This is a genomic window from Terasakiella sp. SH-1, assembly GCF_004564135.1.
Lineage (GTDB): Bacteria > Pseudomonadota > Alphaproteobacteria > Rhodospirillales > Terasakiellaceae > Terasakiella.
The window spans coordinates 1,279,175-1,292,207 of the sequence record NZ_CP038255.1; the positions used below are offsets into that span (position 1 = coordinate 1,279,175).

11 protein-coding genes are annotated in these 13,033 nt (G+C 49.4%); 1 reads left to right on the forward strand and 10 read right to left on the reverse strand.

Features of this window, described 5'->3' with window-relative positions:
- Window positions 1-36: 36 nt before the first annotated feature.
- The 10 genes from hfq to ccsA all read right to left on the reverse strand — a co-directional run bounded on the left by hfq (window position 37) and on the right by ccsA (window position 11,634).
- Window positions 37-285 carry an RNA chaperone Hfq gene (gene hfq, locus E4K71_RS05975; RefSeq protein ID WP_069185874.1) on the reverse strand — a complete coding sequence of 83 codons (249 nt, stop codon included), beginning with the start codon at window positions 283-285 and terminating at the stop codon, window positions 37-39.
- 95 nt (window positions 286-380) lie between these two features.
- Window positions 381-1,028 carry an HAD family hydrolase gene (locus tag E4K71_RS05980; RefSeq protein WP_135077712.1) on the reverse strand — a complete coding sequence of 216 codons (648 nt, stop codon included), beginning with the start codon at window positions 1,026-1,028 and terminating at the stop codon, window positions 381-383.
- 4 nt (window positions 1,029-1,032) lie between these two features.
- Window positions 1,033-1,881: a D-amino-acid transaminase gene (locus tag E4K71_RS05985; RefSeq protein WP_135077714.1), complete on the reverse strand. Its 849-nt coding sequence runs from the start codon at window positions 1,879-1,881 to the stop codon at window positions 1,033-1,035.
- A gap of 4 nt (window positions 1,882-1,885) precedes the next feature.
- On the reverse strand, window positions 1,886-3,262 hold the full coding sequence (gene trkA, locus E4K71_RS05990; RefSeq protein WP_135077716.1) for a Trk system potassium transporter TrkA: 1,377 nt from the start codon (window positions 3,260-3,262) through the stop codon (window positions 1,886-1,888).
- Window positions 3,263-3,280: 18 nt separating this feature from the next.
- Complete coding sequence (locus E4K71_RS05995) at window positions 3,281-4,666, reverse strand: sigma-54 dependent transcriptional regulator (protein ID WP_135077718.1); 1,386 nt, start codon at window positions 4,664-4,666, stop codon at window positions 3,281-3,283.
- Window positions 4,656-6,962, reverse strand: a complete 2,307-nt coding sequence (locus tag E4K71_RS06000) for a PAS domain-containing sensor histidine kinase (protein ID WP_135077720.1) — start codon at window positions 6,960-6,962, stop codon at window positions 4,656-4,658. Before E4K71_RS06000 ends, E4K71_RS05995 begins: the two co-directional genes overlap by 11 nt.
- A 176-nt stretch (window positions 6,963-7,138) precedes the next feature.
- Window positions 7,139-8,587, reverse strand: a complete 1,449-nt coding sequence (ntrC, locus tag E4K71_RS06005; protein ID WP_206201961.1) for a nitrogen regulation protein NR(I) — start codon at window positions 8,585-8,587, stop codon at window positions 7,139-7,141.
- Window positions 8,584-9,705 (reverse strand): ATP-binding protein, encoded by a 1,122-nt coding sequence (locus E4K71_RS06010; protein WP_135077724.1) that lies wholly within the window; start codon window positions 9,703-9,705, stop codon window positions 8,584-8,586. Before E4K71_RS06010 ends, ntrC begins: the two co-directional genes overlap by 4 nt.
- A gap of 3 nt (window positions 9,706-9,708) precedes the next feature.
- Window positions 9,709-10,689, reverse strand: coding sequence for a tRNA dihydrouridine synthase DusB (gene dusB, locus E4K71_RS06015; protein WP_135077726.1), 981 nt, complete (start codon window positions 10,687-10,689; stop codon window positions 9,709-9,711).
- Between the two features lie 141 nt (window positions 10,690-10,830).
- Entirely contained in the window at window positions 10,831-11,634 is an 804-nt protein-coding gene (gene ccsA / locus E4K71_RS06020) for a cytochrome c biogenesis protein CcsA (RefSeq protein WP_135077728.1), read from the reverse strand.
- Window positions 11,635-11,844: 210 nt separating this feature from the next.
- Between ccsA and E4K71_RS06025 the strand changes: the two genes are divergently transcribed.
- Complete coding sequence (locus E4K71_RS06025; RefSeq protein WP_135077729.1) at window positions 11,845-12,990, forward strand: bifunctional 2-C-methyl-D-erythritol 4-phosphate cytidylyltransferase/2-C-methyl-D-erythritol 2,4-cyclodiphosphate synthase; 1,146 nt, start codon at window positions 11,845-11,847, stop codon at window positions 12,988-12,990.
- The last annotated feature ends 43 nt before the right edge of the window (window positions 12,991-13,033 follow it).

Below are 13,033 nucleotides of genomic sequence, written 5' to 3' on the forward strand. Positions count from 1 at the left end.
GTTGGTCCTTGGGCGGGAGATTACTGTTCGACACTCTTATTCTTCGTCTTCGCCAGACGGGTCAAACAGTTGAACCGGTGAAGACGGCATGATTGTAGAAATTGCATGCTTGTACACCAGTTGTGTGTGGCCGTCTCTGCGTAGAAGAACAGAGAAGTTATCGAACCACGTAACGATCCCTTGCAGTTTAACGCCATTCACCAAAAAGATGGTGACGGAATTTTTTTGTTTGCGAATGTGGTTCAGAAAGACGTCTTGCACATTCTGGGATTTTTCAGCAGCCATGGGTCAATGTCCCCTATTATCTTTATCGTTGGCATTTATGGTTTGGTTTTTTACAGAGCGCCTCGGCTTGATCAGTCTCCCAAACGTCACAAGATTTAAAGTGCCTCAGCTAACTCCATGCACTTATTGAAATACCAAGAAGGAGGGAACTCGTCAAACTCTCCATTTGTAGGTGGTGTCTCTCTGACCAGTACAGCGACGCATCCTGCGTTATGTGCACACTCTAAATCCACGTCCGTATCGCCGACGAACCAAACATCCGAACCCCTAGGGATTCCGCTACCTTCAAGGGCCATATCAACGGGTGCCGGGTTGGGCTTATCGCTCTTGGCATCCCCTGCCCCCAGTATCTTATTGAAATATTTAGCCCATCCCAGATGTTCAACTTCTTCGCGAAGGTACTTCCCGGTCTTGTTTGACACCACAGCAAGGTAGTATCCCTTGCTGTGTAAGGCTTTGAGCATGTTTTCAGCCCCTTCATGGGGGTGAAGTTGTGCAATGTGGGATTCTTCGAATCGGGCGTAGAAAATTTCAGCTGCTTCTTCCCAGCGATCGCCAAACAAGCCCGGAAAGCTATCGCGCATGGATTTACGTACACGACTAAGCGTTTCTTCATAGGTCCATGGCTCATGTCCCATGGCTTTCAGCGTGTGGTTATTTGCATCATGGATGGCAGGCCATGTATTGACCAGTGTGTTGTCCCAATCAAATAAAAGGGCTTTGGGTTTTTCTGTTGGGGCCATGTTTTTATCCTTTGAGGAAATTGGCATAGATGCGGGCGATTTGTTCACTGATGATCCCGACATTGCCATTCCCAATGGTATGTTCATTAATCTGTGTGACGGGTTTTAAACAGGCACTGGCACTGGTGACAAAAGCTTCCTTGGCCTCAAGTGCCTCTTCAAGGGTGAATGCCTCTTCGATAATCTCAATTCCCTTTTCTGTCGCCAGTGTGATAATGGATTGACGCGTGATGCCATTCAGGATCTCATGACTGGGTTTACGCGTTTTCAGCTTGCCATCTTTGGTCACAATCCAGGCATTATTAGAGGTGCCTTCGGTCACAAAACCGGCTTCATCCACCAGCCAGGCATCGTCATAGCCGTCGTCCAGAGCTGTTTGTTTGGAAAGTGCTGCGGCCAAAAGCTGTGTTGTTTTGATATCACAACGGCTCCAACGAATATCGGGCAGGCTTTTAACTTTTAGTGGTTTGAGTGCCTTATCCGGGTCAAAGGCAGGCATGCGCCGGGTGGTCATGACCATGGTTTGATCGCAGGCGGATGGGAACGGGAAATCACGTGTTGCAGAACCACGGGTCACTTGAATATAGACAAGGCCGGTTTTGAGACGATTGCGTTTGATCAGTTCTTTCATGATCAGCCCCATAGCCTTGCGTGACATGGGCATATCCATTTGTAGCTCATCTAAAGAGCGCTCCATGCGATCAAGATGAGGCTCGGCATCAATCAGCTTGCCTTGGTAAAGGTAGACGACTTCATAAACGCTATCGCCAAATTGAAATCCACGATCTTCGATATGAACAGAAGCATCGCTATGGCGCACGTAGGCACCATTGACATAGGCAAATCGGGACATAATTCTAGAAAAACTCCAAGCGCACAGAGAACATTTTTTCAACCTTGCGCACAGAATCAGATGCGGCAAACAGAACCACGCGGTCTTTGGGTTCCACAACTGTGCCACCACGCGGTGAAATCACCTGTCCATCGCGCACAATGGCCCCTAACAAGACGCCTGAGGGCATTTTAACGTCACGCAAGGGGGCACCAACCAGTGGTGAGGTTTCAAGGGCCTCAGCCTCAATCAATTCACCAAAGCCCTCACGCAAAGAGTGAACGCTATGGATACGGCCACGGCGGACTTGTTGCAGGATTTGTGAAACCGTGATGTTACGCGGGTTGACCACCACATCCACGTCCAGCTGGTTGAGCAAGGGTTCGTATAAAGATTTGTTAATCAGGGTGACAGCACGTTGGGAGCCCATGCGTTTGGCAAGCAAGGCACCAAGGATGTTGGTTTCGTCATCATCGGTGACAGAAACAATCGTTTCTGCTGATGATACGTTCGCTTCCATAAGTAAATCTTGATCGCGTACGTCACCGCATAAGACGGTTGTCTTGGTCAAATGGGCGGCGATATGGCGTGCGCGCGATTCATCTTTTTCAATGATCTTGGCATTGACCCACGGATATTCACGTTCCAGCTGCTGGGCCAAAAACAGGCCGATGTTCCCGCCCCCAAAGATCAGAAGGCGGCGGGCTTCTGTTTCTTCATGACCAAAGGCGGTTAAGGCACGGGCCATATGTTCTTCATCTACAACGAAGAAGGCTTCATCACCGGGAAGAATTTGATCGTCAGCGGTTGGGATCATGGATTTACCATCGCGCACCATACCAACCACAACGATATTCAGGTCCGGGAAAAGCTGGGCCAGCTGGCGCAGTGGTGTATGTACCAGCGGGCAGTCTTCTTCACAGCGCACCCCAACAAGGCGCACTTTGCCTCCACACAGCGGGATCATATCTGTGGCACCGGGAACGGTCAGACGACGCATAACAGCGCGTGCGACTTCAATTTCCGGGGAAATAATCACGTCAATGGGCAGATTGTCACGGGTATAAAGGTTTTGCCATTCCGGTGCGAGATAGCTTTGGGACCGGATGCGGGCGATTTTTTTAGGGACATTAAACAGGGAATGGGCCACTTGGGCGGCGACCATGTTAATCTCATCGGTATAGGTTACAGCAATGAGCATGTCGGCATCTTCGGCGCCAGCTTCTTTTAAAACGTCCGGGTGGCAGGCATGTCCGGTGACGCCGCGACAGTCCAATGTATCGGTGAGCTTGCCAATCAAGGTGGGGGATTGGTCGACAACGGTGACATCGTTGTCTTCCATGGCAAGATAGTGTGCGATGTTGGAGCCGACTTGCCCTGCCCCGCAGATAATGACCTTCATGTCTTATGTTTTCCTATCTTATGCCTTGGCTTTTTCATCGGCCGTCAGGTTCAGGGATTTCAGTTTGCGATGAAGTGCTGAACGTTCCATGCCGACAAAGCTTGCTGTTTTAGAGATATTCCCGCCAAAACGATTGATTTGGGTACTAAGATATTCCCGTTCGAAAATTTCACGGGCATCGCGTAGTGGCAGGCCCATAATTTCACTGGTTTGGTCCCATTTCAAGGTTTCAGAATCCTGTGCGGTGACTTCTCGGGGCAGCATGTCTGATTTAATCGGCTGGCTGGCATCGCCTGGGGCCATAATCAGGACACGTTCCACCACATTGCGTAGTTCACGTACATTACCGGGCCATTCGTAGGCTTGCATGGCGGCTAAAGCATCATCGCTGAAACTGCGTGGTGCATGCCCCAATGAATCAGCTGTTTTATGCATGAAATATTCCGCCAGTGTTGAGATGTCATCACGATGATCTGCCAGTGAAGGAATATCAATCGGCACAACACTTAAGCGATAAAATAAATCTTCGCGAAAACGCCCTTCTGCCATTTCAAGGCTGAGGTCTTTGGAACTGGAGGCAACAACACGCACATCGACTTCTACAGGGGTCGTGCCTCCTACACGTAAGAAACGTTGTTCTTGAAGAACCCGTACAATCTTGCCCTGAGTTTCTGCGGGCATGTCACTGACTTCATCAAGGAGTAGCGTCCCATTATGGGCCTGTTCAAAAAAACCGACCTTACCGGGCTGACCATTGGCTTCAACCCCGAAGAGTTCGCTTTCAACTTTATCAGATTCCATTGTTGCGCAATTAAGAACCACAAAGGGGCCTTTGGCGCGTTTGGATTGCAAATGGAGATGGCGCGCGGCCACTTCTTTACCGCAACCGGCCGGGCCGTTAATCAATACACGACTGTTGGATACGGCCACCTTTTCAACGGCTTGGCGTAACTGGTTAATCCGGCTTGAACTGCCAACCAATTGGTTTTCAACAGCCCCACGGGTACGGAGCTCCGCATTTTCACGACGAAGGTCGGCTGTTTCCAGAGCGCGTTCTACAGCCATAAGAAGACGGTCTGTTTTAAAGGGTTTTTCAATGAAATCATAGGCACCGTCATGCAGGGCTTTCACGGCTGTCTCAATCGTGCCGTGACCACTCATCATCACAACGGGCAGGTCTGGATGGTCTTTTTTCAGGGCTTTTAAAATGCCAAGCCCATCCAGACGGCTGCCTTGTAACCAGATATCCAGCAAAACAAGGCTGGGCCGACGTGTCTTGACCAGCTCAAGAGCTTGAGTGTCGCCACCGGCTTCGCGGGTTTCATAGCCTTCATCTTCAAGGATGCCTGAGGTCAGCATGCGAATGTCGGCTTCGTCATCAACGATCAGAATATCATGCGCCATCTGTTACCAACCTTACTGTCATTGCCATCGGGTCCTCTTGTTCTTCTTGTGGGTTTTTTTGCCCATGTTCTTCAAATTCGGGGAAGCGCAGTTCAACCAATGCTCCTCCCCCTTCTCGGTCTTTCAGAGTCAATTGCCCCTGATGTTCCTCCATGATTTTTTTCGCGATAGCCAAGCCCAGACCTGTTCCTTTGGTTCGGGTGGTGACATATGGGTCTGTCAGCTTTTCGCGTTCATCCTCAGGGAAGCCAATGCCATTATCAGAAATTTTAATTATGATTTCGTTACTTTCTTCACTTAAAGATAGGGCAACGGTGCCCAATGGAGCATCCATCCCTTCTTTCACCGGATCATCCGGGTCCATGTCATATTTGCTGAAAATCCCTTCGGCAGCATTTTTCACCAGATTGGTCAGCAAACGCGAGATTTGTTTGCGATCACACAGTAATACAGCACCGTTTTCAGGCAGTTCCAGCTCATAGTCGACCAGCTCCGTTCGGTTTTTCTCAAGGAAAATAATTTCCCCACAGAGTTCCTCAATGTTCTCTTTTTTCAACACCGGACGGGGCATGCGGGCAAAAGAGGAAAATTCATCGACCATATTGCGCATGTCTTCGACTTGGCGAATGATGGTTTCTGTACACATGGAGAATGTGTCAGGGTCATTTTCAATGTCTTTGAGATATTTACGTTTTAGGCGTTCTGCTGACAGTTGAATTGGGGTCAGCGGGTTTTTAATCTCGTGTGCAATCCGCCGTGCCACATTGGCCCAGGCTGCGCGACGTTCAGCACTTTGTAGTTCGGTAATATCATCAAAGGTCAGCACATAACCGATCAGGTCATCTTCCACCCATTCTGCGGCAATACTGGCATTGATGATACGGACTTGTCCATTGCGCAAAAGCTTGATTTCTTCCTGAGCGGGTCGATTGGGTTTGAGCGAAACTTTGGACAGCAGGTCTTCCAGTTCGGGTAAGACGTCACGCAAGGGCTGGCCCATCAGATGCCCAATTTCAGTTTGCAAAAACAGGCTGGCAAAACGGTTGGGTAAGTGAATAAAGCCTTCCGGGTCAATCCCGATCACTCCGGCAGAGACACCATCCAGAACGGTTTCGGTAAAACGGTGGCGTTCAGCCATTTCTCTGTTGGCTTCAATCAGGCTGTCGCGCTGGGCTTCGAGCTGTTCGGCCATTCGGTTAAAGGCGCGGCCCAGCATGCCAATTTCATCTGCACTATGTTCCTTATCCACCCGTACAGCCAGGTCGCCTTTTCGGATGCGCTCGCTGCCTTCAATCAAGTCTGTCAACGGGCGCACCATCTGGTTGGCAAAGGTCATGCCCAGCCAGGCAGCAGCCAGTAACAGCATGAAGGCAATGATCATAAAGATCATGACAAAGCTGATATGAATGCCTTCCCGGCGTTTTTCCAGTTCTGAATATTGGGAATAGGCATTATGAACCCGTTCAATTGACCCACTGATTTCCGGTGGAATGAAACGACCGATAAACAGGTAGGTATCAATATAACGTTCAAGTTTTACCACGGCGCGTGCGCGGTCATTTCGTGGCTCATAAGTGATTACCACATCCCGGTTGTTGGCCTTTTCAAAGACTTCGCGATCAATGGTATCAAAGGCAAGGCTCAGGGTTAGGGCTGTATGTGCCAGAACACGTCCCTGCCCGTCTAAAATTGCAGCTTCGACTAGGTTTTTTTCCTGTGCCAGACGGATCAGTTCCCGTTTTAGGGAATAGGTCGAACGAGAAAGTTGTGGTGCGTTGCGGTTGAGGGCATTTGCCATAGACAAGGCATCAATTTGAATGGAACGGATATGTTCCTCGCGATAGGCTTCTGCGACAGTTTGTGAGGAACTGAGCGCTGTTGAAACACGTTCGTTAAACCAGGACTGCATGCCCAAATTCAGGTAAAGACCTGCAAAAATAGCAACAAGAATGGCAGGTGTAACAGCCAGTAAGCTAAAGAACAGAACCAGCCGGGTATGCAGTTTTGACCCCGCAATACCACGTGAATGCTGTATTTTCAGGTTAATCAGTCGGCGGATGATTAATGTGCCCAGCAAAAGCATAAGAACGGCATCGACATAAAGAAGATTCAGGATGAGGGACGGGTCAGATTCCCCCGGTCCTGAGCTACTCATGGCAATAAAAGTTGCCAGCCCAGAAAAGATGGTTGAAATAACCAGTAAAAAGGCCAGCTTGCGCCCTAGCCCGGTGCGGCGAAACCAGATCAGAAATTTTGTGAGTTGATCTGCGCTGGATTTAGGTAAAGATACCGACATACATTCCCCTTAAAACGGGTTCCCACCATAGATATAGCAAATCCCGAGTAATTTTGATTAAAAATTACGACGACGTATTTGCGTAAAATCAAAGAGTTATAACTGATGTATTTAGGTGGGAGTTTAGCCTTAGTTGTTGCGCAAATGCAACACCTGTTGCGTTTGTGTCGGTAATTTTATTTCCCGGCATTTTTCGTGATTGGAATGTTGAGTTCGCGGATTTTTTTGCGAAGGGTATTCCGGTTCAGTCCCAGGACTTGAGAGGATTTGATCTGATTGCCGTTTGTCGCTTCTAAAGTCATTGAGATTAAAGGTCTTTCAATCTCTTTTAATATGCGGTCATAAAGTCCCGGTGGTGGCAAGCCATCATCATGGGCATCAAAATAAGAACGTAGGTGATATTCAACGGCAGCAGACAGGTTGTCTGGGTCGCTTTCACCACCGCCAGAGGCACTTTGGGCGCTGAGTTCAGCCAATTCCTGCTGGATGACTTCCAGTGTGATGGTTTCTTGCGAATAAAGGGCTGCAAGGCGGCGAATGATGTTTTCAAGTTCGCGCACGTTGCCCGGCCAGTTATGTTGTTTCAGGCGGTCAAGGGCTGTTCCCTCAATGGTTTTCCAAGGCAGCCCCTCTTCTGCAACAAGGCTGAGAAAGTGATTAGCCAGTTCTGGAATATCTTCTGTGCGTTCACGCAAAGGGGGTAAGCGAATGGGCACAACGTTGAGACGATAATATAAATCTTCGCGAAAGAGTCCCTGACGGATCAGGCTGCGCAAATCGCGGTGGGTTGCAGCCACAATGCGGACATTGGCCTTAATGGGCGTGCTGCCCCCGACTGTGGTGAATTCCCCTTCTTGTAAAACGCGCAACAGACGGGTTTGGGCTTCTGCTGGCATATCGCCGATTTCATCTAAAAACAGGGTGCCGCCTTCGGCCTGTTCAAAGCGGCCGGATTTACGGTTGGTTGCCCCTGTAAAGGAGCCTTTTTCATGGCCAAACAGTTCACTTTCAATCAGTTCTTTCGGGATGGCGGCCATGTTCAGGGCGACGAAATTTCCGTTGCGGCGTTTGCCGTAATCATGAAGGGCGCGTGCAACCAGCTCTTTACCTGTACCAGACTCCCCGGTAATCATCACCGACAGGTCGGTTCCCATCAGGCGGGCCAGCGTGCGATAGATATCCTGCATAGCCGCAGAACGCCCGATTAAGGGGAGTTCTTCTTCCATATTATCATCTGAAACGGCAGCGGGTTTGCACGGCTGTGGCGTTTCAAGGGCGCGTTTGACAACGGATGTAAGTTCGTTGAGGTCAAAGGGTTTGGGGAGGTATTCAAAGGCCCCGCGTTCGGTTGCGCGCACCGCTGTCATCAGGGTGTTTTGTGCACTCATAACAATGCAGCGCAGTTCGGGGCGGATTTTTTTGATGCGTGGGATCAGGTCAAGACCATTTTCGTCAGGCATGACCACATCGGTAATGACCAAATCCCCTTCCCCTTCACTGACCCATCGCCATAGGGTGGAGGCATTTCCGGTAACACGAACTTCATAACCTGCCCGCCCCAGGGCCTGATTGAGGACGGTACGAATGGCAGCATCGTCATCGGCAATTAGGATTGTGGCAGTCATGATTGTTTTTCCTTTTGGGTATCAAGGGGGCCGTGGAGTTTTTCTGAATACATGGGCAGCATAATGCGAAAGACGGTTTTCTTTGGCTCGCTTTCACATTCAATCAGCCCACCGTGATCACCGATCATTTTGGCAACCAAGGCGAGGCCAAGGCCGCTGCCTTTGGCTTTGGTGGTGACAAAGGGTTCAAATAGTTGGGAGCGCAGGTCTTCAGGGATGCCGGGGCCATTGTCCTGAATGGAAACCATCAGGGGGAGATGCACACGGGTGTTTGATCCGGGTACGGCCAGACGCACGCCATGTTGATAGGCGGTGGTGATGGTGATTTCTGCTGTATCCTGTGTGGCGGCCTCGCTGGCATTTTTCACAAGATTAAGGATGATCTGAATGAGATTGTCCTTATTGCCAAATACCGGAGGCAAAGAAGGGTCGTATTGTTCAATGAAACGTACATGTTTACCAAAACCATTTTGGGCAAGGTGGCGTACATGTTCCAAAACCTGGTGGATGTTGACGGCTTCCCGTTTGATGGGACGTCCGTCTGAAAAATTTTCCATACGGTCAACAAGGGCGCAAATCCGGTCTGTTTCATCGGTGATCAGGCGTGTCAGGGTCTTGTCATCGTCATTGGCTGTCGTTTCCAGAAGTTGTGCAGCCCCGCGAATGCCGGAAAGCGGGTTTTTAATTTCATGGGCCAGCATGGCAGACATGGCAGTAATTGTGCGTGCCGCAGACCTGTGTTTCAGTTGTCGTGCAATTTGATCTGCCAAGGAGCGTTTGGTCAGAGTCAGGATGATCAGGGACGGATCTTCAATCAGGGGCGAGGCATTGGCATTGACCAGCTGTTTACCCAAGCGTGGGGATTCCAGATTGACGCCATTTTCAGAGACATTGGCCTGATCAATGCGGGCTTGCTGGATCAGGGCAAGAATGGGGCTGTCATGGGGGATAAATTCATCAAGATTGCGTCCGGCTAAATAGGTTGCGCTGGCTTGAAGAAGCTGTTCACCACTTGTGTTGATGAAACGCATGATGCCTTTCTCATCAATGACAAAGACGCAGGAGGAAACAGAATTTAAAATAATTTCGCCATCAAATGAAATGGGGTCAGCAGGCATGGTTCAGGCCACCTTTCTTTCAATATTGGCTGTGTAAAAATCATGAATTTTTTGCGTGACTTCTTGCGGAGTGGCAAGCTTCATGATCTCATTTCTGAAATGAGTGGCATCTTTCAGTCCCTTGCAGTACCAGCCGAGATGTTTGCGTGCATGACGTACGCCAACATGTTCCCCATAATGGGCAAGCATGGCCTGATAATGTTCCAGTACAATATCGCGCTGTTCTTCCAAAGATGGCGGTTCTGTGATGCTGCCATCGTTCAGATAGTCCATGACCTGTTTAAGAAACCAGGGACGACCATAGGCACCGCGACCAATCATGACGCCATCAACACCGGATTGGGTGCGCATCTGATCGACATCTTCCAATGTGTTGATGTCGCCATTGCCAATGACGGGAATGGAAACAGCTTGTTTAATCGGTGCAATCGCAGCCCAGTTGGCGTGCCCGCCATACATTTGATTGCGTGTACGCCCGTGAATGGTGACGCAGGAAAGTCCTGCATCTTCAGCCATTTTTGCAAGGGTGACAGCGTTCAGGCTTTCTTCGTCCCAGCCCAGTCGCATTTTGACGGTGACAGGGACGCTGACTGCTTTTTTGACAGCTTGCATGATTTCGCCGGCGAGTTTTTCATTTCGCATCAAGGCGGAACCTGCATAGGATTTCACGACTTTTTTCACAGGGCAGCCCATGTTGATATCAATGATATCGGCCCCGCGTGCTTCGTTCATCTTGGCGGCTTCGGCCATGATTTCGGGGTCTGTTCCCGCCAATTGAACGGCAATGGGGTTTTCGTCTTCGCATGGGGTTGCCATTTTCTGTGTCTTGGTGGAGGCGCGGAGCATCTCCTGACTGGCAATCATTTCAGAGACAACGAGTCCGGTACCAAACTTTTTAACTAGTTTGCGAAAAGGCATATCGGTGACACCTGACATAGGGGCCAGGATCACCGGGCTTTCTAAGGTGATATTGCCAATCTTCATTGTCTAAAATTTAATCATGAATAATAACTGCACAAACTATAGGCAATTATAGGACGCGCTGCAACATAAAACTGAGCCTCTTATACGTAAGTAGAAGAGGTTTCACGTTTCTATAAAAAAGGATTGAGTAAGGTCCTGACTCTACGCCATCATAATGTCTGTGACGAACTTAACGCCCAGAAAACCAAGGCTGAGCAACAGATAGGCAACCAGAACAAGGCGGGCAGCTTTACGTCCGCGCATGCCACTGTGATGATGGGCCCACAACAGGGCTGCAATGGCGATAAAGGCAGCGATGGAAAAGAGGCTTTTGTGATCGGCTGTCAGCAATGTGCCTGTTTCCATCATGGAAACCCCCATGCCGGAAAGGAGCCCAAGGGCCAGAACAATTTCACATGCGATTAAAAGACGCACCAGCAGGCTTTCACTATCGACAACGGATGGTAAAATGCGGCTAAGCTTGGTTGGGCGTTTGGTTTTGAGTGCACGTTCAACCAAAAAGGCACTGAGCGCGGCAACGGCGGCAATGGTTGCCATAGCATAAGTGAAGACGGAAATCGCAATGTGGAATATAATCCAGTTGCTGATGGCCCCTTCACTTTCAATGGTTTGACCGGGAAAGGCTGACCAAAGCAGCGCCCACAGGCCCATCGCGGCCAGATAGGGCATCAACAAGGGGCTGAGACGCCAGGCCAGGCGGGTGAGTGCACATGTCAGGGCAAAGCAAACGGCGCTGGCCGAAATTGTCACCCATATGGCCAATGACAAGGAGGTGCGCCATTCACCGGAGAGTTGTACCAATGTCCAGCTGAGTGATCCGGCAAGAGCAACGGCTAACAGAGACCAGAAGGTCTTCCCCTGCTCTTTCGGTTCTTTAAAAAAATAGAGTGCAGGTACGGCCAGAGCGAGTACAGCACTGAAGCTGAAGATCATTGATTGTAACATAGTCTCAGTATCTAGCCTTATGTGGGCGTTGGATGCAATAGCTATTGTTTCATAGGGGGAGTCCCTTAATTTATTGAGTTTGGTTTGTGAAAAATGTCGCTAGGTAAGGAAATGACTTGCAGGAAGAGTATTTCTCTTTCAAAAGTCATTGATTATGGCCTTTGCGTCATTTTCTACAAATTCCGTAAATTAACTAGGTCCTGACCTTAGATGAAACAGATTTATGCCATTATTGTTGCGGGCGGGCGTGGAAGCCGCTTTGGCTCAGAACTGCCCAAGCAATATTGTGAGCTGGCTGGAAAGCCTGTGCTTTTCCATACGGTCCAAGCTTTTTTGTCTCATCCCCGTATATCAGGGGTGCGTGTGATTATTCATCCTGATGATTATGGGCTGTACGATTCGGCTGTGGAAGGTCTGGAACTGTTGGCTCCTGTTCATGGGGGGGCGACACGTCAGGATTCTGTTCGTCAGGGGCTTGAAAGTCTGGCTGAACTGGAACCGGATCTGGTTTTAATCCATGATGCAGCCCGCCCATTTGTCAAGGCTGATGTCATTGACCGGGTGATTGATAAAGTTAAAGAGGGTCAAGGTGTTATACCTGCCCTGCCCGTTTCTGATACCCTTAAAAAAGAGAAGCAGGGCTTATGCGTGGGGACGGTTGATCGCTCAAACTTATGGCGGGCACAAACGCCACAGGGCTTTTTATTTCCTGATATTTATGGGGCCCATCAAAGCCAAAAGGGATGTGAACTAACCGATGATGCTGCTGTGATGGAAGCGGTTGGCAAGCAGATTACTTTCGTTTTGGGGCATGAAGATAACCTGAAAATTACAACCCCGGATGATATGGGGCGGGCGCAAAGGATGATGAAAATGGATCTGGAATTTCGCAATGGCACAGGGTTTGATGTTCATCGTTTTGCCGAAGGTGATTTTGTAACCCTGTGCGGTGTTGAAGTTCCGCATACTCATGGTTTGTCGGGGCATTCAGATGCTGATGTTGCTTTACATGCCTTAACTGATGCAATCTTAGGCGCGATTGCGCAAGGGGATATTGGAAGCCACTTCCCACCGAGTGATATGCAGTGGAAAGGTGTCTCTTCGGACCGTTTTTTGAAAAAAGCCTGTGATTTGGTTGCTGAAAAAAAGGGAACCATCTGCCACCTGGACCTGACGATTATTTGTGAACGCCCCAAGATTGGCCCGCACCGCGATGCCATGCGTCAGAAAATTGCTGAAATTGCGGGTATTTCCATTGATCGTGTCAGTGTTAAGGGGACAACGACGGAAAAATTGGGTTTTACAGGCCGTTCTGAAGGAATAGCAGCGCAGGCCAGTGCAACCGTAAAACTTTAGAAAAATATAACGGGTGCGAAATAGACAGGACTGAAAATATTCC